This window comes from Micromonospora parva, from assembly GCF_040649675.1.
Classification (GTDB): Bacteria; Actinomycetota; Actinomycetes; order Mycobacteriales; family Micromonosporaceae; genus Micromonospora; species Micromonospora parva.
Map to the genome: position 1 here is coordinate 411121 of NZ_JBEZFX010000003.1, position 24091 is coordinate 435211.

Here is a 24091-nt window from a genome sequence, read left to right on the forward strand (position 1 = left end):
CGCGGTGTGGCAACGGAATCCGGACGATCAACGGGTCAACAAGGGCCGGTGATCGCACAGCCGGTGCGATCACGGGTCCCGTGCACGAGACGGATGGCGGGTGCCCGCTCAGCGGGCCGGACGAACCGTGCCGGATACCTCACCGAGGGCGATGGTGGTGCCGTCCGGGCCGGGGGCGGTGGCCGTGATGGTCACCGTGTCACCGTCGTCGAGGAAGGTGCGGCTCTCGCCGCCCACAGTGACCGGCTCGGCCCCACCCCAGGTCAGTTCCAGGAAGGACCCGACCTGTCCCCGCTCGGGCCCGGAGACGGTGCCGGAGGCGTACAGGTCACCGGTGCGCAGCGAAGCCCCGTTGACGGTGAGGTGCGCCAACTGCTGTGCGGGGGTCCAGTACATGGTGGCGAACGGTGGCTCGCTGACCCGCTCGCCGTTCCACTCGACAGCCAGTCGGAGGTCCAGGCCCAGGTGCGGCACGTCCCGCAGGTAGTCGACGACCGGCGGGTCCTGGTCGGGAGCGGGCACGAAGGCGTCGCCGAGCGCGTCCAACGGCGTCACCCAGGCCGAGACCGAGGTGGCGAACGACTTGCCGAGGAACGGGCCGAGGGGTTGGTACTCCCACGCCTGGATGTCCCGGGCGGACCAGTCGTTGACCAGCACCACCCCGAAGACGTGCTCGGCGAAGTCGTCCACGGAAACCCGATCGCCCAACGCGCTGGGTACGCCCACCACGAAGCCGACCTCGGCCTCGATGTCGAGGCGTACCGACGGGCCGGTGACCGGGCCGTCGGCGGAGGCCCGCTGCCCGGTCGGCCGGGTCACCGGCGTGCCGGAGACGACAACGGTGCCGGCCCGACCGTGGTAGCCGATCGGCAGGTGCTTCCAGTTCGGCAGCAGCGGCGGCTGGCCGGGGCGGAAGATCTGCCCGACGTTCGCGGCGTGGTGCTCGGAGGAGTAGAAGTCGACGTAGTCGGCCACCTCGATGGGGAGCAGCAGCTCCACGTCGTCGAGGGGCACCAGCAGCGGCTCCACGGCGGCCCGGTGCGCCGGGTCGGTCAGCAGCTCGGTGATCCGCTGGCGTACCGCCGTCCACTGCGGACGTCCGAGCGCCATGAAGTCGTTGAGCACGGGCCGGCACAGCGCGCCGGCGGCCAGCACCAGCTCGGCGGCCTCCGCAGCGGCGAGGTCGAGGACCCAGGACCCGATCCGTACGCCGATCCGCGCCGGACCGCCGTTCTGTCGGAACACCCCGTACGGCAGGTTCGTCACCCCGTACGGCGAACCGTCGGCGCCGGTCACCCAGGTCATGCGTCGTAGCCCCCGTTCACCAGCCCCAGCCGGATCAGATCGGTCAGTGGTTCCAGGATGCTGCACGAGCCGAAGCCCACCCACAGCGGGCGGGGCGCGTCCAGCCATGCCGTCGCGCGCTCCACCAGGGGCCGCGGGTCGACAACGGTCAACAGCTCGGCGACCGAGCGCACCCCGTCACCGTCGGCGGCGGCCAGTGTCGCGGCCAGCACGTTCGCGTAGCCGTGGTGGGTGAACCCGGTCTCCGGGTCCAGGTGCCGGATCGCCTGGTGCAGGCCGGCGGTGAGCTTGAACGGCAGGTCCCGGTCCCGGCAGGCGCAGATCACCGTGGCCAGCTCGGTCGGCGTCGGGAAGAGTTCGGCGGCCAGGCCACCGGTGCGGAACTTGGCCGCGACAGGCACCCCGTCGGCCCGCGCGGCGACGAGCGCGTCCAGCGCGCCCATCAGACCGAAGGTCAGCGGCAGTTCGGCGTAGATGGCTTCCACACCGGCCAGCTCGCCGGTCAGCCGCAGCAGCTCGGCGATGCCGGGCAGGGGGTCCTCGCCGCGCTTGGCGACCGCCACCTCGACCTGACGCGCGGTGACGCCGTCCGGGGCGAGGAACGACAGCGCGAACGGCAGGTTCCCGATCCCGGTGTCACCGATGACGCCGACCCCCAGGCCCTCGCCCGGGTCGACGAGCCCGCTCAGCTCGCCGGCCGCCACCGTCGAGGCGGGGACCAGCAGCGGTCCGACCAGGTCGGCGTACCAGGCGGCGCGGTGCTGGCGGTGGGCGGCCAGGGCGTCGGGCAGCGTGGCGCTGCCCGGAGGGAAGACGGCGGCGTCGTCCACCAGGCCGGTCAGGAGTGCGGGCACCTGCGTTGACACGGAACAAGAATGTACGGGACGCTACGAGGAACGGACAACAGCGTCCGATTATCGGACGCCTTCGGCCGGTGGACGGAACCCCTCGGGAGGCGAGATGCCGTATTACCGCAGCGTCGGCGAGGTGCCGCGCAAGCGCCACACCCAGTTCCGGCAGCCCGACGGCAGCCTCTACGCCGAGGAGCTGATGGGCCAGGAGGGCTTCTCCTCCGACTCGTCGCTGCTCTACCACCGGCACGCGCCCACCGCGATCCTGGCCGCCGACGAGTTCACCCCGCCCACGTTCACCCGGGCACCGAACCTGCCGCTCAAACCCCGCCACCTGCGCACCCACAAACTGGACACCGGCGGCTCCGACCCCATCCTCGGCCGGCAGTACCTGCTCGCCAACGACGACGTCCGGATCGGGTACGTCCTCGCCGACCGGCCCTCACCGCTGTTCCGCGACGCCACCGGCGACCACTGCCTCTACGTCGAGGCCGGCACGCTGCGGGTCGAGTCCCCGTTCGGGGTGCTGGACGCGGTCGCCGGCGACTACGTCGTCATCCCCACCTCGACCATCCACCGGCTGGTGCCCACCGGCGACCAGCCCGTCCGGCTGCTCGCCGTCGAGGCGTCCGGGCACATCGGCCCGCCCAAGCGCTACCTCTCCGTACGCGGCCAGTTCCTGGAGCACTCGCCGTACTGCGAGCGGGACGTCCGGGGCCCCGACGCCCCGCTGCTCGTCGACGACGAAGAGGTCGAGGTGCTCGTCCGGCACCGGCGCGGTTGGACCCGCTACGTCTACGCCAACCACCCGTTCGACGTGGTCGGCTGGGACGGGCACCTCTACCCGTGGGCGTTCTCCATCCACGACTTCGAGCCGATCACCGGCCGCATCCACCAGCCCCCACCGGTGCACCAGACCTTCCAGGGGCCCAACTTCGTCATCTGCTCGTTCGTGCCCCGCAAGGTCGACTACCACCCACAGTCGATCCCGGTGCCGTACAACCACCACAACGTCGACTCCGACGAGATGCTCTTCTACACCGGGGGCAACTACGAGGCACGGCGCGGCTCCGGCATCGAGCAGGGCTCGATCTCGCTGCACCCGTCCGGTTTCACCCACGGCCCCCAGCCGGGTGCCGCCGAGCGTTCCATCGGCGCGGACTACTTCGACGAGTTGGCCGTCATGGTCGACACCTTCCGCCCGCTGGATCTCTGCGACGCCGCCAGCGCCTGTGAGGACGAGGGGTACGCCTGGACGTGGGCGCGTCGCGCCTAGCGGACGGCGGTTCGGGTGAAGACGGCGAACTCGGCAACCGCTGTGACGGCGATGGCCAGCACCAGGGGCCACGGTGAGCCGACCATGGCGTACACCAGCAGCAGCAGCGGCGCGGCGGCCACGGCGTAGATCGCCAGGGCCATCGTGCGGTCCGCGCGCAGCAGAGCGGGCAGGACGCTCCGGGTCAGCCCCGGCAGCCGGGCACCGAGCTGCCAGACGACGATGCCCCCGGTCAGCGCGGCGAGCACCGCCAGGATGCGGGAGAACCCGTCGCCCGCCGACGCCGCGAACGCGACAAGCACCGCCGCGACCAGCGACCAGCCCGCGCCGTAGAGCACCAGACGGTGCAGCCCGTACGTGAGGGTCCGTGGCGAGTCGATCCGGCTCGGGCTGACCGTCACCGCCTCGGCGATGTGCGCCAACGCCTCCGACCAGCGGCGCTGCTCCAGTCGCATGACCCCCACGTCGTGGCCGGCCTCGGCGATCCGCGGGTCGAGCCGCAGCGCCTCCCGGTAGGCCCGCTCCGCCAGGTCGAACAGGTCCAACCGGGCGGCGACCAGGCTGAGCACCAGGTGCGCCTGCGGCTCCTGTGGGGCCAACTCGACACCACGCCAGGCCGCGTTCAGCGCCGGCTGACCGTTGCGGGCGCCAGCCAGGATCGCCGCCGCGCTCCGCTGGGCGTACGCGTCTGCCGGGCCGAGGGCGAGGATCCGGTCGGCGGTGGCCGCCGCCTCCGCGTAGCGCTCCAGATCGGAAAGCGCCATCCCCCTGGCGACCAGCGGTGGCACCGCCTCCGCCGCGACGGCCACTGCCGTGTCGGCGGCGGTGAGCGCCTCAGCCGGGCGGTCGGCGGCCAGGTGCACCCGGGCCAGCACGGTGAGCGCGTCCACGTCATCCGGCTGGAGGGCCAACCCGTAGGCCAACTCCCCCGCCGCCTCGTCGTAGCGGCCGAGCTCGGCGAGGAGTTGAGCCCGCTGGACGTAGCCGTCGGCGGCGGACTGGTCGGGGGCGGGGTCGCTGGACATCGCGGCGAGCCTAGGCGGCCGGAGCGTCGTACACCAGGGCCACCGCGATCCCGGCCAGCCCTTCCTCACGACCGGCGAAGCCGAGTCCGTCGGTGGTCGCCGCCGAGACGGTGACCGGGGCGCCGACCGCGGCGGAGAGGACCTCCTGCGCCTCCGCGCGACGCCGGCCGATCTTGGGACGGTTGCCGATGACCTGCACCGACACGTTGCCGATCTCCAGGCCGACGGCCCGCACCCGGCGGGCCGTCTCGGTCAGCAGCGCCACCCCGGACGCGCCGGCCCACTCCGGCTGGTCAACCCCGAAGGCGGAACCGAGATCACCGAGACCGGCGGCGGAGAGCAGCGCGTTGCAGGCGGCGTGCGCGACCACGTCGGCGTCCGAGTGCCCGGCGAGGCCGTCCTGGTCGGGCCAGAGCAGCCCGGCCACCCAGCACGGCCGGCCCGGCTCGAACGCGTGCACGTCGGTCCCGATGGCCACCCGAGGAACGATCATGATCAGAGGGTACGCGTCAACCGGTCGTGGCAAGCAGATGCTCCGCCAGAGCCAGGTCGAACGGTCGGGTGATTTTCACTGCGTACTCCGAGCCGGGCACGCAGCTCACCTCGACACCCTGCTTCTCGACCAGCCCGGCGTCGTCGGTGAGGGAGTCACCGGCGGCGGCGTGCGCGGCGCTGAGCACGGCCCGGCGGAAACCCTGCGGGGTCTGCACCGCGCGCAGGGCGGATCTGTCGACGGTGCCGAGCACCACCTCGCCGGCGCCTACCTCCTTGATGGTGTCGACGACCGGCAGGACCGGGATCACCGCGTCACGCCCGCTCCGGACCGCCGCCGCGACGGATTCGACGAGCTCGGGCGGGGTGAGCGCCCTGGCGGCATCGTGCACCAGGACGATCGTCGGGCCGGCCGGCACGGCGGCCAGCGCGGCGGCGACCGATGCCTGCCGTTCCGCCCCTCCGGGCACCACGATCACCGGCGCGACCGGGGCCAACAGCTCGCGGACGGCCTGCACCTCGGCGGTCGGCGCGGCCACCACGATGGTGTGCACGGAGGGCGCGGCAGCCAGTCGACGTACGGCGTGCACCAACAGCGGCTCACCGGCGAGCAGGCGCAGCGCCTTGGGTCGGCCGGGGCCGAGCCGTACGCCGGCACCCGCCGCGGGCACGAGGACCGCGACGTCACCGCGCGGATTGAGCTGCGCGGTCACGTCGCGGTCCTCGGTGGTTTCTTCACTACGAAGTGGGTACGACGATGCTGTGCGGACTAGGCCTCGGTGAGGACCTTGTCGAGCAGCGTCTCCGCCTCATCCTTGGTGCTCTTCTCAGCCAGCGCGACCTCGCCGACGAGAATGTCGCGGGCCTTGGCGAGCATCCGCTTCTCGCCCGCAGAGAGGCCCCGCTCCCGCTCCCGGCGCCACAGGTCACGCACGACCTCGGCGACCTTCAGCGGGTTGCCGGAAGCCAGCTTTTCCAGATTGGCCTTGTAACGCCGCGACCAGTTGGTCGGCTCCTCGGTGTGCGGAGCCCGCAGAACGTCGAAGACCTTCCCGAGGCCCTCTTCGCCGACCACCTCACGGACGCCCACGATCTCGGCGTTCTCGGCCGGCACCCGGACCGTCAGGTCACCCTGCGCGACCCTCAGGACGAGGTATTGCTTAGGCTCGCCCTTGATGACCCGAGTCTCGATTGCCTCGATGAGTGCGGCCCCGTGGTGGGGGTAAACAACGGTCTCGCCGACACTGAAAACCATAGGTTCGAAACCCCTTTCGCTGTGTCTAGGGTAACACGCTCAGGCACCGATGTCTCACCGATGTCCTGACCGTTGGCGCAGCTCAGGGGCCCTGTGAGAGGTCTTGCTTCAGCTTGACAGGCGGTCAAACCGATGGTTCGAACACGCTCCGTAACGCGCAAATGACTGCCCGGTACGGGTGAACAGAACGTCGAGATCAAGGGCTATGCGCTCCTCCCATGGTAGCCCGGCCAGCCGGACCGCGCCCAGATGTAGCGGGAGGAGCCCCCGGTGCGCGACCCTGGAGACCGAGCCGCACTCAGCTCTCGAGACGCTTCCAGGAGGTCCGATGGGCAAGCCGGACGCAGAAGGTAACGGGCCAGCCGACGGCCTGCCCGGCCTGCCTCCCGAATGGGGCCGGGTGGTGGTCCCGGACGACGCCTCCGCGCTGGCCGCCGAGGCGGCCCAGGTCCGCCGTGAGCTCCGTCGGGCCAGCGGCCTCCCCGGCGGTCACCGGGCTCTGGGGCTGCCGCTGCTGGTCCTGCTGGTGGCGGTCGTCACCACGCTGGCCGGCCTGCTGGTGGTCACCTGGCCCCGGGCCAACCGCGGCACCGAGCGCCCGAGCCCGACCCCCTACTCACCACCGGCCAGCCTGACCGGGCAGGCGCTGCCCGCACTGGACCTGGTCGACGCCCAGGACGCACCAGTGCCACTGCGCGGCCTGCTACCCGCCATGATCATCCTGTTGGACGGCTGCCCCTGCCCGGACCGGGTCAGCGAGGCCCTGGCAGCAGCACCCGCCGACGTCTCCGTGGTCACCGTCACCGCAGGGCGCAGCGCCCCGGCCGGGCCGACCACCCAGCGGCAGGCGCACGTCCTGGCCGACCCGGCCGGCGGGCTGCGCTCGTTCCTGGGTCAACCGGCCCGGCCCGGCACCGCCACCGCCCTGCTTGTCGACAGGGCCGGCACAGTGACCCGGGTCCTGCCCGACCTGGGCACCGTCGAGTCCTACCGGAGCGACCTGAGCGCCCTCACCGCCTGAGCGCCGGATCTAGCGGGGCAGCGCGACGAGCCGCACCTCGATGTCTATGGGCCGGTCGACGGCCGACAGCGACACCAGGAACGACCCGTTTTCGGACAGCACCTCGGCAGTGGCGATCGTGCCGTCGCAGTCGATGCGCGACTCGCCGGCGATCCTGGCCCCGGCGCTCGTCACGACCATCGTGCCGAGCCGGGTGCACCGGTACTGGAGCAGGTAGCGGTCGGCGCCGTTGCCGGCCTGCCGGGTCACTTCCTGACCAGGAGCCAGCTCCCGCTCCTCCCGCCAGATCGTCTCGTGGAACTGTGGCAGTTCACCAGCAGGGGAGAGCACTGCGGGGCCGCCCTCGGTCTCGGTGGGCGAGCCCGTTGCCGGGTCGAGCACCGCCCACGCGCCGTTCCGCCCCCGGGTAATCTCGCCGCTGTCCGGGTCCAGCCGCACCGTCACCCGCTCGTCGGGCTCCGCCCCCGCCATGGCCCGCTCCAACGGGGTGCTGACGCTCTGCTCGGCCCTCGGCGCCGCCGAGGGAGTGGCAGCCGCCCCGGCCGTCGACGACGGTTCGGCAGCGTGCCACCACCAGCCACCGACGACCAGGACGGCCGCCGCGGCGCCGAACAGCACCACCGAACGCAGCCGATCGCCCAAGGTCGCATCCACGGCACGAGCGTACCGGTCGGAGGTTCAGTCCTGTCGATCGAGAAGGGCGGCGTACAGGGTGAGGCCGGGGCCGAAGGCCAGCATGACGATGCGCCGGGCCGCCGGTGTCGCCCGGCCCAACCGGTCCAGGATCAGCAGCACCGTCGGCGACGAGCAGTTGCCGTGCTCGTCGAGCGTCGCCCGGGACGCCGCCAGCCCCAGCGGGGGCAGCGCCAGCTCCCGCTCGACCACGTTGAGGATCCGCGGCCCGCCCGGGTGCACCGCCCAACCGTCCACCTCGGAGCTGGTGACGCCGTGCCGGGCCAACAGCTCGTCGACGAGCCCACGGACGTGCCTGGACAGCACCTGCGGCACCTTCGGCGACAGCCCCATCCGGAACCCCGCGTCGGTGACGTCCCAGGTCATGTGATCGGCGGTCGAGGTGTCGGTGACGGCGGTGACCTCGCGCACCGCGTACCCCGGGCCGCCCGGCACGACCACGGCGGCGACCGCGGCGTCCGAGAAGAGCGCGTGGGAGACGATCTGCTGGGTGTCCACCCGGGCGCTGGACGGCTGGATGTGCAGGCTGGTCAGCTCCGCGCAGAGCAGCAGCGCCGGACGCCCCCGGGCGGTGACGAAGTCACTCGCCGCGCCGAGACCCGGCAGTGCCGCGTAACAACCCATGTGGCCGATGACCATCCGCTGGGTGTCCGCGGCCATGCCCAGGTCCCGGGCGAGCAGGATGTCCAGCCCCGGAGTGGCGTACCCGGTGCAGGAGCAGACGATGAACAGCCCGATGTCACCGGCGCCCAGCCCGGCGGCTGTCAACGCGCGGCCCACCGCCTCCTTGCCCAACGGCAGCGCCTCCACCTGGTAGCGGCGCATCCGGCGCTCGGTCGGCCAGTCCGAAACGTCCTCCAGCAGCGGGTTCACCGCAGCCTGCCGCCGGGTCACCCCCGAGTTGGCGAAAATTCGCTGCGCCAACGACCGGGTGGTGCCGGAGAAGTGCCGGGAGAAGAAGCCCTCCCACAACTCGTCCTGCGAAGCGGACGGCGGCTGTGCTGTCCCGAGCCCCGCGATCACTGGTACGGACACGATCCCCACCTCTCGTCAGATGCTGTCCTCCCCCTGGCCGTCCCACCAGCCACCCCGGCTGGTCGTTCTCCCGTACGAGCCCGGTGGCGCGGGCTCACCAACGTGGTGCCGATCCGTCACGATCCGGGTCGCCACCCAGTGCGGCGATGCCGAGCCAGTCGGCGCAGACATCCGACGTGGCCGGGTGCAGTGACCCGCAACGGGCATCGCGGTAGAGCCGCTCCAGCGGATGACCACGGCGGGTCGCCGAGGTGCCCGCCGCCTCCAACACCGACGCCGCCACCTCGGCGGCTGTGGTGCCGGCCAGCAGCTTCGCCCGCCACACCCACCGGTTGGTCTCCTCGTCACCGGGCGCCTCGTCCACCCGGCGGGCCGCCTCCGCCACCACCAGCTGCGCGGCGGCCGTCGCCGCGTCCGCCCGACCCAGCCGGGCCCGCACCGCCGGCAGACCGGCCAGATTGCGGGCGTTGAGGTGCTCGGCCGCCGCGTCGATCGCCGCGCGGGCCACCCCCACGTAGACCGCCGCGTAGCTGGCCACCAGCCAGTGCGGCATCAGTTGGGCGACCACCAGCGCCAGCCCTTCCACCCCACCGAGCAGCCGGTCGGCGGGCACGCTGACGTCCAGGTGCAGGTCGTGGGAGGAGGTGGCGCGCATGCCGAGCGAATCCCAGGTCGGCTCCACTGTCAGCCCGTCACCGGCCGGCACCAGGAACTGGGACACCACCGACTGGTCCGCAGCGCTGCGTGCCGCCACCAGGTAGCCGTCCGCGTGCCCGGCGCCGGAGCAGAAAGTCTTGCTGCCCTTGAGCTGCCAGCCCCCGTCGATCGGCGTGTACGAGGTGCTCAGCTGGGACAACCGCGCGCCCGCGCCCCGCTCGCTCATCGCGACCGCGTACCAGGAGCCCTGCGCCGCCGCGCTGAGCAGCCGGTCGCGGGCGGCCAGCGCCTCGTCCGGTACGCCCAGCGCCTCGGCCAACTCCTCGGTGACCGCACCGAGCGCACCGGTCACCGAGGCGTGCATGTTGAACACCAGGGCGGTCGCACCGTTGCCCCGGGCAAGCTCAGTGGCCACCGCGGCGTACTCGGCGAAGGTGGCGCCCAGGCCGCCGAGCGCCCGGGGCACCATCAGCCCGAACAGGCCAGCCTCGCGCAGGTCGGCGAAGTCGTCCACAGGGAAGGAACCGTCCCGGTCGTGCTCGGCCGCGCGCGCGGCGAACCGTGGTGCCAACCGGCGAGCTGCCTCAAGCGCGTGCACCGTCATCTCGTCCCCTCCTTGGCGTTCCATACCCCCGCCACGGCCTGACTATCCTTTGCGGACCCCCCGGCCCTGGTAGAGCACGGCGGTGGAGCGGGTCGGCACGATGCGCGGCGCCCGACCGGCGGGCACCGTACCGGGCGTTCCGGCCGCGCGGGCGCGGCGCAACAGCCAGGCGAGCACCCCGCCGACCTGCGGCCGGATGCCGCGCAACCGCAGGTCGACACCGTGTCGGGCGCACTCGGCGACCAGCGCCCGGGCGTCCACGAACAACCGAGGATCGTGAATGCCACGCGGCACCGTCGGCAGCCGCTCGGCGATCCGGACCGCGACGAGCCGGGCCAGCGCCGTGTCGTTCAGGGTGTCCAGCACCAGCACGCCACCCGGGCGCAACAGCCGGCACGCCTCGGCCACCGCCCGCGGCCAGTCCGGCACGTGCTCCAGCAACTCGCCGGCGGAGACCACGTCGGCGCAGCCGTCGGGCAGCGGAACGGCGGTGGCGTCACCGTGGATCACGCTGACCCCGTGCTCGGCCGCCTGGACGAGGGCCGAGCGGGTCAGATCCACCCCGACGTGGCGGTAGCCCCTGCCGGCCAGGTGCGGCGCGAGCAGGCCGGCACCGCAACCCAGATCGACGAGCACCGCGCCCGCACGGGTGGCCGGCGGCACCAGCGCCGCACGCGCCTCCGCCAACCAGTGCAGCATCGCGAACGCGCCGTCGGGCCGCCACCACTCACCGGCCAGATCGTCGTACTGACGCGGATCGTTTCGCGGCAGCACCCTCGGCCCGGTGGACGCCCCGGCCGCAGCCACGTCTCGCATGGAACCGAGCGTGGCACGACTGCTCGGTAACGACCAGACTTCCCTTATGTCGTCGAGGGTGTTAGGGCTGGTCAGAGCGAGCCATCCGGAACCGGCCGCGGCGGTGACCACGGTGGCCGGTCTGCTGGCGTGGGGAGTGGGCCACCGGCCGGCCGGAATCGTCTCGGTGGTGCTCGCCGTGCTGGCGAGCCAGCTCGCTGTCGGCTGGACCAACGACGCGCTGGACGCCGAGCGGGACGCCACTGTGGGGCGTACCGACAAGCCGGTCGCCAGTGGCGCGGTCGGTCGGCGCGTCACGGCCTGGGCCGCCGTGGTGGCTGCGGTGGCCTGCCCTCTGCTGGCGCTGACCACGAACCCGGCGGCGGCGTTCTGGCTGACCCTCGCCCTGGTCTCCGCCCTGCTCTACGACTGGCCGCTCAAGGCCACCGCGTTCTCGGTGCTGCCCTACGCCGTGTCGTTCGGCGCGCTGCCCGCCTTCGTGGTGCTGGCACTGCCCGGTCAGCCGGCCCCGCCCGTCTGGCTGGTGGCGGCGGCGGCCTGTCTGGGCGCCGGCGCGCACTTCGCCAACGTGCTGCCCGACCTGGCCGACGACGCCCGCACCGGCGTGCGCGGCCTGCCCCACCGGTTGGGCGCCGCCGGCAGCCGGGCGGCCGCGGCGGGTCTCCTGCTCGCGGCGACCGCGGCCCTGGTCCTCGGGCCACCCGGGCCGCCGTCGGCGATCGGCTGGGCGGCGGTCGGCACGGCCGCCGTGGTGCCGCCGCTGAGCTGGTACGCCGGACGCTCGGCGAGCCGGGCCGGTCAGCGGCCGGTGGCGGCCTTCCGGGCGGTCATGCTGGTGGCCCTCATCGACGTGGTTCTGCTGGTGGCGAGCGGTCGGGTGGTCTGAACGCCACCCGGCCAGGTGGCATTGCCGGGTCCGCGTGCGGGCCTCGATCAGCCCCAACTACCCTGGAGCGCGGTCTGCGCGGGTATGGCCACCGTGCCCGGCGTACGGCCCGGGTGGGGATTGTGACGAGGAGGACCGACGTGACGCGCTCGATCAGGGGATCCCGGCGGGCGGCCCTGTTGCTGTCCGGGATTGCGGCGGCCAGCCTGCTGGCTTCGGGATGCGGCGCCGGTCAGATCGCCGAGACCGCGTTGAAGGAGCCGTCGGTCCAGGGCGTCAACCTCACGACCGACAACGGTTCCTTCTCGGTGCGGGGCCTGCTGGTGGACTACCCGGGCACCGAGGGTTACCGGGCCGGGCAGGACGCCGGCCTCGGCGCCGTGATCTACAACGACTCCAAGGAGACGGTGACGGTCACCGTCACCACCGAGAGCGCCCGCGAGGTGGTGATCAGCGGCGGCTCGGCGAGCCCGTCGCCATCCGCCTCGGAGTCCGCCTCGGAGAGCCCGTCGCCGTCCGGTTCGGCCAGCCCGTCGAACTCCACCTCGGGTTCGCCGAGCCCGTCGGCGACGCCGTCCGAGACCGGGTCGTCCTCGGCCACCCCGTCCGCCCCGGAGTCGGCGCGGGCGTCCGGTTCGGCCAGCCCGGCCGCTCCGGGCCAGCCGGCCCGGATCGAGCTGGCGCCGTTGAGCTACATCCAGTTCAACTCCGAGGCCACCTCGCAGCTCCGGCTGATCGGCCTGACCGAGGCGCTGCGCTCCGGTCAGAACGTCGTGGTGACCTTCGACTTCGGCAACGGCAACACGGTCACCGGCCAGGCGCCGGTCGCGGTGCCGCTCACCCCGGCGGCCCCTCCGTCGCCGATCATCGAGCGCGAGGGCGGCTACGAGGGCGACGAGGGCGGCACGACCCACGAGTGACCCGTAGCGCACATCGACGAACGCCCCGGCGTGGTGACCACCACGCCGGGGTGTTTTCGTCGTACGCGGGGGCTAGCGTCCTGATGTGACCACGTCCCGATCGACCCCTCCGCGTGGCGGCACGGCCGGTGCCGCCCGTGCTCGGTCCGCCGCCCGCGAACCGCGTCCGGCCTACCAGTGCGACGCCTGCGGGCACCAGCCGCCCAAGTGGGTGGGGCGCTGCCCGGAGTGCGGCGAGTGGGGGGCGGTGGTCGAGAGCACGGTGACCGGCCCGACCGTCTCCGGTCGGGTGGTCAGCTCCCGGATGCCGGCCGAGCCGGCCCGGCCGATCGCCACCATCAGCGCCGCTCCGGCCCGCGCCCGTCCCACCGGGGTCAGCGAGCTGGACCGGGTGCTCGGCGGCGGCCTGGTCCCCGGTGCCGTGGTGTTGCTCGCCGGCGAGCCCGGCGTGGGCAAGTCGACCCTCCTGCTCGATGTGGCACAGCAGTGGGCGGTCAATGCCGGCAGCCCTTCGCTGGTGGTCAGCGGCGAAGAGTCGGTGAGTCAGGTGCGGCTGCGCGCCGAGCGGATGGGCACCCTGCACGAGCAGCTCTACCTCGCCGCGGAGAGCGACCTGGCCTCGGTGCTCGGGCACCTCGACGCGGTCAAGCCGGGCCTGTTGGTGCTCGACTCGGTGCAGACCATCTCGACGACCGGCACCGAAGGGGTGCCCGGTGGGGTGACCCAGGTCCGCGCGGTCACCGCGGCGCTGGTGTCGGTCGCCAAGGAGCGGGGCATCGCCACCGTGCTGGTCGGGCACGTCACCAAGGACGGCCAGGTGGCCGGGCCTCGGGTGCTTGAGCACCTGGTCGATGTGGTGCTGCACTTCGAGGGCGACAAGCACTCGTCGCTGCGCCTGGTGCGCGGCGTGAAGAACAGGTTCGGCGCGGCCGACGAGGTCGGCTGCTTCGAGATGCACGAGGGCGGCATCAGCAGCCTGGCCGACCCGTCCGGGCTGTTCCTGACCCGCTACGCGGAGCCGGTCCCGGGCACCTGCGTCACGGTGGCAATGGAAGGGCGGCGGGCGCTGGTCACCGAGGTGCAGGCGCTGATCGGCGCGACGGTGGCGGGCTCTCCCCGACGCACCGTCTCCGGCCTCGACTCGGCGCGACTGGCGATGGTGCTCGCGGTGCTGCAACGGCGCACCGAGCGGCTGACCCTGCACGACCGGGAGGTTTTCGCCGCCACCGTGGGCGGGATCCGGGTGGTGGAGCCGGCCGCCGACCTGGCGGTGGCCCTGGCGGTCGCCTCCGGCGGGCTCAACCTGGCGATCGCGCCGCACCTGGTGGCGATCGGTGAGGTGGGGCTGACCGGCGAGGTGCGGCGGGTCGGGGCGGTGCCGCGCCGACTGGCCGAGGCGGCCCGGCTGGGGTTCAAGGTGGCCCTGGTGCCGCCCGGCTGCGGCCCGGCCAGCACCGGCGCCGGGCCCGAGCAGATGCGGGTGACCGAGGTCACCGACGTCCGTTCGGCGCTGCACCATGCGGCCCGTGCGTCCGCCGAGTGACCCACCGTGCCGACGAGGGCGGCGAAACCGGACAGCGGGTCGTAAGCGGGAAACGCCGGAGAGGGCGGCATCGTGACACATCACAGTAACCACGACAGCACCCACCGCACGGCAGTCCGTAGACTGTGCCCGTGCCGATCGACCGCGATACCACCAAGCCAGCCGGCGCGCCGCCCCAGGCCCGCACCGGCGCCGTGGGCTCGCCCGCCCGCCCGATCAGCGTGAGCGTGACTGCGGGGGCCGCCGGGAGCGCCGGAGATCCGCTGCGGGCCAACCTCGCCCTGATGGCCCCGGGCACCGCCCTGCGCGACGGTCTGGAGCGCATTCTGCGGGGTCGCACGGGTGCGCTCATCGTGCTCGGCTACGACAAGGTGGTCGAGGGCCTGTGCACCGGCGGCTTCCCGCTGGACGTGGAGTTCTCCGCGACCCGGGTGCGCGAGCTGTGCAAGATGGACGGCGCCGTTGTGCTCTCCAGCGACGGCACCAGGATCGTCCGGGCCGCCGTGCACCTGATGCCTGACCCGTCCATCCCGACCGAAGAGTCCGGCACCCGGCACCGCACCGCCGAGCGGGTGGCCCGCCAGACCGGCTATCCGGTCATCTCGGTCAGCCAGTCCATGCGGATCATCAGCCTCTACGTCAACGGTCAACGACACGTGCTCGACGACTCGGCGGCCATCCTCTCCCGCGCCAACCAGGCGCTCGCCACCCTGGAGCGCTACAAGCTCCGGCTGGATGAGGTCTCCGGCACGCTCTCCGCCCTGGAGATCGAGGATCTGGTCACCGTGCGGGACGCGGTGGCAGTGGTGCAGCGACTGGAGATGGTCCGCCGGATCGCCGACGAGATCGCCGGCTACGTGGTGGAGCTGGGCACCGACGGCCGCCTGCTCGCCCTGCAACTCGACGAGCTGATGGCCGGCGTGGACGCCGACCGGACCTTGGTCATCCGGGACTACCTCCCGGTCGGCCGCAAGTCCCGCACCCTGGACGAGGCTCTTGTCGAGCTGGACCTGCTCGGTGCCACCGAGCTGATCGACCTGGTGTCGGTCGCCAAGGCGATCGGCTACCCGGCGGCGTCCGACGCGCTCGACGCCGCGGTCAGTCCGCGCGGCTTCCGACTGCTGGCCAAGGTGCCCCGGCTCCCGGTGGCGGTGGTCGACCGCCTGGTGCTGCACTTCGGCAGCCTCCAGCGGCTGCTCGGCGCGACAGTGGAGGACCTGCAAGCCGTCGAAGGGGTCGGCGACGCCCGGGCCCGTGGCGTCCGTGAAGGGCTGTCCCGGCTCGCCGAGGCATCCATCCTGGAACGCTACGTCTGAGCGGGCTCAGCCGGCGACGGTCAGCTTCACCGGCTCGCTGAGCTTCGTGCCGACCCTGGCGAACACCTGGTACGACCCGACCGGCGCGAACGGCCCACCGGCCAGCGCACCGTCGCAGCGGCTGGTGTCCCGCCCGTTCCACGGCACCTCGTAGGAGCGCACGAAGCCCGGCGTGAAGGTCTGCACGTCCGACCCCTGGACCTTGCCGCAGGTGTCCGACGACCAGACCTTCTCGGCACCGGACTTGATGAAGATCTCCTGCAGGTCGGCGCCGACGTTGCGACTGCACGTCCGGTCCGACGTGTTCTTGATCTTCAGTTGCAGCTCGACCACCGCGCCTCGCTGCACCGAGGTCTGGCTCGCCGACGAGACCACGCTGATCTCCCCGTCGGTGCAGGTGCCGTCGTCCTCCGAACCGGCCGCCGCGCCCAGCGGCGGGGTGTTGCTGGTGATCGCCGGGCTCGGAGTCGTCGCAGTCGAATCAGCGGGCGCGGGCGGTGACGGAGACCCGGTCTGCGGTGTCAACACCGGCCCGCCGGGATCAGACGTCGCGGAGGACGTCGCCGACGGGGTGCCTCCCGCCGTCGGCTTCTGACCGCCGGACCGATCCGAACCGGTGCAGGAGTAGAGCAGGACAATCAGGAACAGAAACCCCGCTCCGAGTACGACGGCGCGACGCCGCCAGTACACGGCGGGTGGCAGGGGGCCGACCGTCAGACGCATGATGCCCTCCACCGTAGCCGCGCCGTACCCGGCAGTGCGGCGCGACGCGCCGGAACCGATTCGAGGGGTACGCCCCACCGTCCACTGAGGACAGACGACGCACTGGTCACAGGTAGACCTTGCGCTGATAGATCGCGTGCGCACCGGCCACCCGGTCCAGGAAGAGCAGCCCCGCGCAGTGGTCGATCTCGTGCTGCAACGCCCGAGCCTCGAAGCCGTCGGTCACCAACCGGACCGGCTCGCCACTGCCCGGCAGGTCACCCTCCACCACCAGCCGGCTGGCCCGCTTCACGTCACCGGTCAGGTCCGGCACCGACATGCAGCCCTCCCGGCCCGGCTTCCACCGGGTCGCCTCGACCACCCGCGCGTTGCACAGCACGAACGTGCCGTGCACCGTCACCGCCTTCGGATGCCCGGTCACGTCGACAGCGAAGACCCGAGCGCCCACCCCGACCTGCGGTGCGGCCAGCCCGACGCAGCCCGGCGAGACCCGCATCGTGGCCACCAGGTCGGCCGCCAACTGGACCGTCTCCGCGGCGGTGGGATCGACCTCGTCCGAGGCCCGGCTCAACACCGCGTGCGGGGCGGACACCACCGGCCGCACCACGCCAGGCACCAACAGCAAGTCCGGCGTCCAGTCACCCAGACCGGTGTACGCCTCGACGTCCGGCACGCGCTCCTCGCCCGTCACAGCAGATCCGGGTCCGCCGGCCGGAGGGTGACCTCCACGCCCAGCTCGGCAGCCGTCCGGTGTAGCCGGTCAACCAGAGTGTCCGCCACCCCGGCCGGCAACTCGACCTCCGCCAGGACCACGTAGAGCTCACCGGTCAACCGGGTGCTCAGGTCGGTGACATTCCCCCCGGCGTCCACCAGCACCCGGGTCATCGCCGCGACGATCCCCATCCGGTCCGAACCGTGCACCGCCATCACGTACGGCTCACCGGCCGGCGGCACGTCGCCGTCCGGGGTGACCGCGCGTACCGTCGCCAGCAGCTGGCCCTCGGCGGTCAGTGACGCCAGTGCGGCCTCGACCTCGGCGGCGGCCGGCCCGGTGCAGATGAGGGTCATCGCGAAATGCCCCCGCAGGCGCGTCATCGTGCTGTCGGTGAGGTTCGCGCCCAGTCGGGCCAGCACCTCCGCGACGTCGGCCACGATGCCCGGCCGGTCCCGACCGATGACGGTGATCGCGAGCTCGTTCATCCGCGCATTCTCCCCCGTCCGCCGGACGACGTCGTGGCACCCCGCCCGAGCCGCCCACCCAACGGGAACGCCGGGCGTGACATCATCGACGACGCCATGACTCAACCCGACTTCGCCACAGCGGTCAGCCGATGGTTCCAGCAGCACGCCCGGGACCTGCCGTGGCGCGAGCCCGGTGTCACCCCGTGGGCCATCCTGGTCAGCGAGGTCATGCTTCAGCAGACGCCAGTCGTCCGGGTGGTGCCGGCCTGGGAGGCCTGGCTGGCGCGATGGCCGGAGCCGGCCGCGTTGGCGGCGGACACCCCCGCCGAGGCGATCCGGATGTGGGGACGCCTCGGCTACCCCCGTCGGGCGGTGCGGCTGCGCGAATGCGCGGTCGCGATCGTCGACCGGCACGCCGGCCAGGTGCCGGACCGGCTGGAGCACCTGCTGGCACTGCCCGGCGTCGGCACCTACACCGCGCGGGCGGTGGCCGCCTTCGCGTACGGGCAGCGGCACCCGGTGGTCGACACCAACGTACGCCGGGTCGTGTGCCGGGCAGTGGCCGGTGAACCGGACGCCGGGCCGGTCACCCGACCCGCCGACCTGGTCGCCACCGAAGAACTGCTCCCACTGGAACCGGCAGCGGCAGCGCTGGCCAGTGCCGCGTTCATGGAGCTGGGAGCGGTGATCTGCACCGCCCGGTCGCCGCGCTGCACGGCCTGCCCCGTCGAGTCGACCTGCGCCTGGCGGGCGTCCGGCCAGCAGGCACCGGCGGGGCCGACCCGTCGGCCCCAGCGGTACGCGGGTACCGACCGACAGGTACGCGGCCTGCTGCTCGGGGTGCTGCGGGACAGCACCGGGCCGGTTCCGCACCAGCGGCTGGACCAGGTCTGGACCGACGACGTGCAGCGCGCCCGCGCCCTCGCCGGCCTGGTGCAGGACGGGCTGGTCGAGCCCGCCGGCACCGACTCCTTCCGCCTGGTCGGTGACGGCCCCTCCCTGCCAACGGCCGACCTCACGACCTGACCGTCCGCAAGATCGTGCTCGATCCTGGAAGTAGTGGTGTCAGGCGCGACGGATGCCACTACATCCTGGATGTTGTGCGATCTTGCGGGCGGAAGCGCTCCACCGGGACGAGGCCACCGCCGAGCGGGCGGGCCGAGCGGGTGCGACGGGTCGGGCGGGTCGGGCGGTCCTGGAGGGTGGTCGGCCGGGCGGCGGCGGGGTGGCGGGTGTTGTTCGTGCGGGTGGCGCACGAAGGCGGGGCCCCGGTGGCTTGCGCCACCGGGGCCCCGCCCCTTGCCGGTTGTGCTACTCGTCCACGCCTGCGGCGGCGGTGCCAGCGGCAGTGCCACCGAGATCGGCCGGGACGGCGTCCGGAACGTCGACCGGCTTGTCCGAGCCCCGGAAGACGAGCTTGGACTTGTCGATGTCGTCCGGGTCGCCCTCGCAGTCGACCACCACGATCTGACCGGGGGTCAGCTCGTTGAACAGGATCCGCTCGGAGAGGTTGTCCTCGATGTCGCGCTGGATCGTGCGACGCAGCGGACGGGCACCGAGCACCGGGTCGAAGCCCTTCGCGGCCAGGTACTTCTTGGCGTTGTCGGTCAGCTCCAGACCCATGTCCTTGTTCCGCAGCTGGCCCTCGATCCGCTGGATCATGATGTCCACGATCGAGAGGATCTCGGTCTGACGCAGCTGGTGGAAGACGATGGTGTCGTCGATCCGGTTGAGGAACTCAGGCCGGAAGTGCTGCTTGAGCTCGTCGTTGACCTTCTGCTTCATCCGGTCGTAGTTGGACTCGGAGTCCTCCGACTGCTGGAAGCCCAGCGACACCGCCTTGGCGACGTCTCGGGTGCCCAGGTTGGTGGTCAGGATGATGACCGTGTTCTTGAAGTCCACGATCCGACCCTGACCGTCGGTGAGCCGACCGTCTTCGAGGATCTGCAGGAGCGTGTTGAACACGTCCGGGTGGGCCTTCTCGATCTCGTCGAAGAGGACCACCGAGAACGGCCGACGCCGCACCTTCTCGGTCAGCTGCCCGCCCTCGTCGTAACCGACGTAGCCGGGAGGGGCACCCACGAGCCGGGAGACCGTGTAACGGTCGTGGAACTCGGACATGTCCAGCTGGATGAGGGCGTCCTCGCTGCCGAAGAGGAACTCGGCGAGCGCCTTGGACAGCTCGGTCTTACCGACACCGGACGGGCCGGCGAAGATGAACGAGCCCGACGGGCGCTTCGGGTCCTTCAGGCCGGCCCGGGTACGCCGGATCGCCTTCGAGACCGCCTTGACCGCGTCCTCCTGGCCGATGACGCGCTTGTGCAGCTCGTCCTCCATGCGCAGCAGGCGCGAGGTCTCCTCCTCGGTCAGCTTGTAGACCGGGATGCCGGTCCAGTTGCCGAGCACCTCGGCGATCTGCTCGTCGTCAACCTCGCTGACGACGTCCAGGTCACCGGCCTTCCACTCCTTCTCCCGCTGGGCCTTCTGGCCGAGCAGCTGCTTCTCCTTGTCGCGCAGCTGGGCGGCGCGCTCGAAGTCCTGCGCGTCGATCGCGGACTCCTTGTCGCGACGCACCTGGGCGATGCGCTCGTCGAAGTCACGCAGGTCTGGCGGCGCGGTCATCCGGCGGATCCGCATCCGGGCACCGGCCTCGTCGATCAGGTCGATCGCCTTGTCCGGCAGGAAGCGGTCGGAGATGTACCGGTCGGCCAGCGTCGCGGCGGCCACGAGCGCCGCGTCGGTGATGCTCACCCGGTGGTGGGCCTCGTACCGGTCTCGCAGACCCTTGAGGATCTCGATGGTGTGGGCCAGCGACGGCTCACCCACCTGGATCGGCTGGAACCGGCGCTCGAGAGCGGCGTCCTTCTCCAGGTGCTTGCGGTACTCGTCGAGGGTGGTGGCACCGATGGTCTGCAGCTCGCCACGGGCCAGCATCGGCTTGAGGATGCTGGCGGCGTCGATGGCGCCCTCGGCGGCACCCGCACCCACCAGGGTGTGGATCTCGTCGATGAACAGGATGATGTCGCCGCGGGTGCGGATCTCCTTGAGCACCTTCTTGAGGCGCTCCTCGAAGTCACCGCGGTAGCGGGAACCCGCGACCAGCGCACCCAGGTCGAGCGTGTAGAGCTGCTTGTCCTTGAGGGTCTCGGGCACCTCGCCCTTGATGATCTTCTGGGACAGCCCCTCCACCACGGCGGTCTTACCGACGCCGGGCTCACCGATCAGGACCGGGTTGTTCTTGGTACGGCGGGAGAGCACCTGCATGACCCGCTCGATTTCCTTCTCGCGCCCGATGACCGGGTCGAGCTTGCCCTCGCGGGCGGCCTGGGTCAGGTTGCGGCCGAACTGGTCCAGCACCAGGCTGGTCGACGGCGCGGCCTCACCCGGCGCGGCGCCCGCCGCGGCAGGCTCCTTGCCCTGGTAGCCGGAGAGCAGCTGGATCACCTGCTGGCGGACCCGGTTGAGGTCGGCGCCGAGCTTGACCAGCACCTGGGCGGCGACGCCCTCGCCCTCACGGATCAGCCCGAGCAGGATGTGCTCAGTGCCGATGTAGTTGTGGCCGAGCTGCAGCGCCTCGCGCAGCGACAGCTCCAGCACCTTCTTCGCCCGCGGCGTGAACGGGATGTGCCCGCTCGGCGCCTGCTGGCCCTGGCCGATGATCTCCTCGACCTGCTGGCGGACGCCCTCCAGGGAGATGCCGAGGCTCTCCAGGGCCTTAGCCGCGACGCCTTCACCTTCGTGGATCAGGCCCAGCAGGATGTGTTCCGTACCGATGTAGTTGTGGTTGAGCATCCGGGCCTCTTCTTGGGCCAGGACGACAACCCGTCGCGCTCGGTCGGTGAACCGCTCGAACATGCCCTCGTGCTCCTCACGTGCCGTGCGCCTTGATGGTCAAGATCTTGGCGGGGCCGGTGCACGAACGTCCAGGACGGGCGTCCGTGCCTCCTTACTCTATCGTCGCTGACCGACTCAGCTGAGGTCGTGTGTCTCCGGTCTGGGTCAGTTCCACGTCGTTTTGAACAACCGTCCGCGCTCAGGAGGTGTTCCGGTAGCCCTGTCGCTACGCGCAGAGCGAAATCCGACTGGCGCCACCGAAGCCCGATCCGGGGTCCGGAAGCGCTCCCGGAGGCTCCGGGCGGCCGGACCGGCGGTCGCGACAAGCGTCGCGCCGGGCCCTGGGGAGGTTGTCCACAGGTTGTGGACAGCTGGTCCACTGGTTGTGGACAACGACGGTCGGCTCGAATTGCTTCCCGGCGCGGACCGGACCCGACGACGCCGCCCCCGAGCGGCCACCGCGACCCCAGCGACGAAACGGCCACTCACCCCGAACGGGCACACGACGCCACATCCCGGATACGGCGACGCCGGCCCGGAGAACTCCTCCGGCCCGGCGTCGGTGTCGCCTGCGGTGGCGGCTGGCCACCACGCTGCTGACGGGTCAGCGCTTCGCGTGGAACTCGTCCACGATCTCCTGGGGGATACGACCCCGGTCCGAGATGTCCTTGCCGGCCTTCTTGGCCCACTCCCGGATCGCCTTGTTCTGTTCCCGATCGGCGGTCGCGCCACCGCGACCGCGGGCAGCCCGCCCACCGATCACGACACCACCACGGCCGACCTTGGTGCCGGCGCCAACGTACGCGGCAAATGCATCACGCAATTTCGCGGCGTTGGCGCTCGACAGGTCGATCTCGTACTGAACGCCGTCGAGGGCGAACTTGACGGTCTCGTCCGCGTCCCCGCCGTCCAGGTCATCGACCAGCTTGTGAATGATCTGCTTGGCCACGTCCCACATTCCTTTCGAGCAGGGCGCTCCTGCTAACTAGAGCACAATAACCCCCGCGCCGCTCGTCGCGTCAATAGGACCCCGTTACGGCCCGCCGTGAGCTCCGGCCGGGACTACTCCTGGCGGACCAAGGGGAAGAGGATCGTTTCCCGAATTCCGAGGCCGGTCAGCGCCATCAACAGCCGGTCGATTCCCATTCCCATACCGCCGGCCGGCGGCATTCCATACTCCATCGCCCGAAGAAAGTCCTCATCGAGACGCATCGCCTCGTCGTCGCCACGGGCGGCCAACTGCGCCTGGGCGACCAGCCGTTCCCGCTGCACGATCGGGTCGACCAGCTCGGAGTACCCGGTGCCCAGCTCGAAGCCGAGCACGTAGAGGTCCCACTTCTCGGCCAACCCCGGCTCGCTGCGGTGGCCCCGGGTGAGCGGGCTGGTCTCCTCCGGGTAGTCCCGGACGAAGGTGGGCGCCTCCAGGCCGGGAACGACCAGCTCCTCGAACAACTCCTCGGCCAGCTTGCCCGGGCCCCACTTCGGGTCCACCGCCAATCCGACCTTGTCCGCGTACTCCACCAGGCGTGAGCGTTCGGTGCGGACCGTGACCTCCTCGCCCAGCGCTTCGGAAAGCACACCGAACAACGTCACGGACCGCCACTCGCCGCCGAGGTCGAACTCGCGCCCGTCGGCGTGGGTCACCACAGTCGAACCGCTCACCGCGATCGCCGCCTGTTGCACGAGATTACGGGTCAACTCGCCGATCGTGTCGTAGTCGCCGTACGCCTGGTACGTCTCCAGCATCGCGAACTCCGGCGAGTGCGAAGAGTCGACACCCTCATTACGGAAGTTGCGGTTGATCTCGAAGACGCGGTCGACGCCGCCGACCACAGCGCGCTTGAGAAACAGTTCGGGAGCGATTCGCAGATACAGATCGGTGTTCAACGCATTGCTGTGGGTCACGAACGGTCGAGCCGTCGCGCCGCCATGCAGCAGTTGCAACATCGGCGTTTCCACCTCGATGAAGCCCTGCCCGTGCAGTGAATCGCGCAGACTGCGTACGGCGGCGGCCCGGGTACGCACCATCTCCCGTGCCTGCGGCCGGACAATCAGGTCGACGTAACGCTGCCGGACGCGCGCCTCCTCGGACAGCGGCTTGTGGGCCACCGGCAACGGTCGCAGCGCCTTCGCCGTCATCTCCCAGTGCTGGGCCAACACCGACAGCTCACCCCGGCGGCTGGTGATCACCTCACCGGTGACGCCGACGTGGTCGCCGAGGTCGACCAGGCGCTTCCACGCCTCCAGCCGCTCCGGCCCGACCCGGTCCAGCGAGAGCATCGCCTGCAACTCGGTGCCGTCGCCGTCCCGCAGGGTCGCGAAGCAGAGCTTGCCGGTGTTGCGTACGAAGATCACCCGGCCGGTGACAGCGACCTGGTCGCCGGTCGCGGTGTCGGTCGGCAGGTCGGCGTAGGCCGCCCGGACCTGCGCCAGGGTGGTGGTGCGGGGGAAGCCGACCGGGTAGGGCTCGACACCCTCGGCGAGCATCCGGTCCCGCTTCTCCCGGCGGACCTTCATCTGCTCGGGAAGGTCGTCGGCGGGGTCCACTGGCACGGGGTTCTGCTCGCTCACGGCACGCTTCCTCGTCACGATGACTACGGGGGGTCAGGCCCGAGCGTACTCAAGCGCTCAGGTGGCTGTTACCGGATAACCTGCCC

At 71.7% G+C, this 24091-nt stretch carries 23 protein-coding genes; 7 read left to right on the forward strand and 16 right to left on the reverse strand.

Annotation, left to right across the window (positions count from 1 at the left end):
* Positions 1–108 precede the first annotated feature (108 nt).
* The gene (gene fahA, locus AB0C03_RS10430) at positions 109–1305 is read right to left on the reverse strand and encodes a fumarylacetoacetase (RefSeq protein ID WP_357635989.1); all 1197 of its coding nucleotides are present in this window, start codon (positions 1303–1305) and stop codon (positions 109–111) included.
* A complete protein-coding gene (locus tag AB0C03_RS10435; protein WP_357635992.1) occupies positions 1302–2171 on the reverse strand; it encodes a hypothetical protein in 870 nt (289 codons plus the stop codon). Before AB0C03_RS10435 ends, fahA begins: the two co-directional genes overlap by 4 nt.
* A gap of 94 nt (positions 2172–2265) precedes the next feature.
* Here AB0C03_RS10435 and AB0C03_RS10440 point away from each other — a divergent pair, with 94 nt between their 5' ends.
* Positions 2266–3432, forward strand: coding sequence for a homogentisate 1,2-dioxygenase (locus AB0C03_RS10440; RefSeq protein WP_030327894.1), 1167 nt, complete (start codon positions 2266–2268; stop codon positions 3430–3432).
* On the opposite strand, the gene AB0C03_RS10445 is transcribed toward AB0C03_RS10440, so the two are convergent.
* Genes AB0C03_RS10445 through AB0C03_RS10460 form a run of 4 tightly spaced genes read right to left on the reverse strand, consistent with a single transcriptional unit; the run spans position 3429 to position 6204 of the window.
* Positions 3429–4457 carry a tetratricopeptide repeat protein gene (locus tag AB0C03_RS10445; protein WP_210863200.1) on the reverse strand — a complete coding sequence of 343 codons (1029 nt, stop codon included), beginning with the start codon at positions 4455–4457 and terminating at the stop codon, positions 3429–3431. The two genes, AB0C03_RS10440 and AB0C03_RS10445, sit on opposite strands and share 4 nt — an antisense overlap.
* A 10-nt stretch (positions 4458–4467) precedes the next feature.
* On the reverse strand, positions 4468–4953 hold the full coding sequence (gene ispF, locus AB0C03_RS10450) for a 2-C-methyl-D-erythritol 2,4-cyclodiphosphate synthase (RefSeq protein WP_030327898.1): 486 nt from the start codon (positions 4951–4953) through the stop codon (positions 4468–4470).
* 13 nt (positions 4954–4966) lie between these two features.
* On the reverse strand, positions 4967–5662 hold the full coding sequence (gene ispD / locus AB0C03_RS10455; protein ID WP_357635997.1) for a 2-C-methyl-D-erythritol 4-phosphate cytidylyltransferase: 696 nt from the start codon (positions 5660–5662) through the stop codon (positions 4967–4969).
* Positions 5663–5718: 56 nt separating this feature from the next.
* Positions 5719–6204, reverse strand: a complete 486-nt coding sequence (locus AB0C03_RS10460; protein WP_007073334.1) for a CarD family transcriptional regulator — start codon at positions 6202–6204, stop codon at positions 5719–5721.
* A 328-nt stretch (positions 6205–6532) separates the two neighbouring features.
* Here AB0C03_RS10460 and AB0C03_RS10465 point away from each other — a divergent pair, with 328 nt between their 5' ends.
* Positions 6533–7225, forward strand: coding sequence for a hypothetical protein (locus tag AB0C03_RS10465; protein ID WP_357636000.1), 693 nt, complete (start codon positions 6533–6535; stop codon positions 7223–7225).
* 9 nt (positions 7226–7234) lie between these two features.
* Here the strand turns inward: AB0C03_RS10465 and AB0C03_RS10470 are convergent, their stop codons facing one another.
* The 4 genes from AB0C03_RS10470 to AB0C03_RS10485 all read right to left on the reverse strand — a co-directional run bounded on the left by AB0C03_RS10470 (position 7235) and on the right by AB0C03_RS10485 (position 11030).
* Positions 7235–7879 carry a hypothetical protein gene (locus tag AB0C03_RS10470; protein ID WP_357636003.1) on the reverse strand — a complete coding sequence of 215 codons (645 nt, stop codon included), beginning with the start codon at positions 7877–7879 and terminating at the stop codon, positions 7235–7237.
* Between the two features lie 24 nt (positions 7880–7903).
* Positions 7904–8953: a type III polyketide synthase gene (locus AB0C03_RS10475; protein ID WP_357636006.1), complete on the reverse strand. Its 1050-nt coding sequence runs from the start codon at positions 8951–8953 to the stop codon at positions 7904–7906.
* 94 nt (positions 8954–9047) lie between these two features.
* Positions 9048–10214, reverse strand: coding sequence for an acyl-CoA dehydrogenase family protein (locus tag AB0C03_RS10480; protein WP_210864859.1), 1167 nt, complete (start codon positions 10212–10214; stop codon positions 9048–9050).
* 42 nt (positions 10215–10256) lie between these two features.
* Positions 10257–11030, reverse strand: a complete 774-nt coding sequence (locus AB0C03_RS10485; RefSeq protein WP_357636009.1) for a methyltransferase domain-containing protein — start codon at positions 11028–11030, stop codon at positions 10257–10259.
* 46 nt (positions 11031–11076) lie between these two features.
* Between AB0C03_RS10485 and AB0C03_RS10490 the strand changes: the two genes are divergently transcribed.
* From AB0C03_RS10490 to disA, 4 genes are all read left to right on the forward strand, one after another.
* Positions 11077–11916: a UbiA family prenyltransferase gene (locus AB0C03_RS10490; protein ID WP_374224214.1), complete on the forward strand. Its 840-nt coding sequence runs from the start codon at positions 11077–11079 to the stop codon at positions 11914–11916.
* A 140-nt stretch (positions 11917–12056) separates the two neighbouring features.
* On the forward strand, positions 12057–12836 hold the full coding sequence (locus tag AB0C03_RS10495; RefSeq protein WP_030327917.1) for a hypothetical protein: 780 nt from the start codon (positions 12057–12059) through the stop codon (positions 12834–12836).
* Between the two features lie 85 nt (positions 12837–12921).
* The gene (gene radA / locus AB0C03_RS10500) at positions 12922–14379 is read left to right on the forward strand and encodes a DNA repair protein RadA (protein ID WP_030327919.1); all 1458 of its coding nucleotides are present in this window, start codon (positions 12922–12924) and stop codon (positions 14377–14379) included.
* 131 nt (positions 14380–14510) lie between these two features.
* Positions 14511–15695 carry a DNA integrity scanning diadenylate cyclase DisA gene (disA, locus tag AB0C03_RS10505; RefSeq protein ID WP_030327921.1) on the forward strand — a complete coding sequence of 395 codons (1185 nt, stop codon included), beginning with the start codon at positions 14511–14513 and terminating at the stop codon, positions 15693–15695.
* A 6-nt stretch (positions 15696–15701) separates the two neighbouring features.
* On the opposite strand, the gene AB0C03_RS10510 is transcribed toward disA, so the two are convergent.
* From AB0C03_RS10510 to AB0C03_RS10520, 3 genes are all read right to left on the reverse strand, one after another.
* Positions 15702–16418, reverse strand: a complete 717-nt coding sequence (locus tag AB0C03_RS10510; RefSeq protein WP_030327923.1) for a hypothetical protein — start codon at positions 16416–16418, stop codon at positions 15702–15704.
* Positions 16419–16524: 106 nt separating this feature from the next.
* Positions 16525–17109 (reverse strand): peptide deformylase, encoded by a 585-nt coding sequence (locus tag AB0C03_RS10515; protein WP_357636014.1) that lies wholly within the window; start codon positions 17107–17109, stop codon positions 16525–16527.
* A complete protein-coding gene (locus AB0C03_RS10520; RefSeq protein ID WP_030327926.1) occupies positions 17106–17618 on the reverse strand; it encodes a glycine cleavage system transcriptional repressor in 513 nt (170 codons plus the stop codon). Before AB0C03_RS10520 ends, AB0C03_RS10515 begins: the two co-directional genes overlap by 4 nt.
* Positions 17619–17714: 96 nt before the next feature.
* On the opposite strand from AB0C03_RS10520, the gene AB0C03_RS10525 reads away from it, so the two are divergent.
* Entirely contained in the window at positions 17715–18626 is a 912-nt protein-coding gene (locus AB0C03_RS10525) for an HhH-GPD family protein (RefSeq protein ID WP_030327928.1), read from the forward strand.
* Between the two features lie 285 nt (positions 18627–18911).
* On the opposite strand, the gene AB0C03_RS10530 is transcribed toward AB0C03_RS10525, so the two are convergent.
* From AB0C03_RS10530 to lysS, 3 genes are all read right to left on the reverse strand, one after another.
* The gene (locus AB0C03_RS10530; RefSeq protein ID WP_210864862.1) at positions 18912–21455 is read right to left on the reverse strand and encodes an ATP-dependent Clp protease ATP-binding subunit; all 2544 of its coding nucleotides are present in this window, start codon (positions 21453–21455) and stop codon (positions 18912–18914) included.
* A 583-nt stretch (positions 21456–22038) separates the two neighbouring features.
* Entirely contained in the window at positions 22039–22383 is a 345-nt protein-coding gene (locus AB0C03_RS10535) for a histone-like nucleoid-structuring protein Lsr2 (RefSeq protein ID WP_081883668.1), read from the reverse strand.
* 113 nt (positions 22384–22496) lie between these two features.
* Positions 22497–24005 (reverse strand): lysine--tRNA ligase, encoded by a 1509-nt coding sequence (gene lysS / locus AB0C03_RS10540; protein ID WP_030327934.1) that lies wholly within the window; start codon positions 24003–24005, stop codon positions 22497–22499.
* Between the last annotated feature and the right edge of the window lie 86 nt (positions 24006–24091).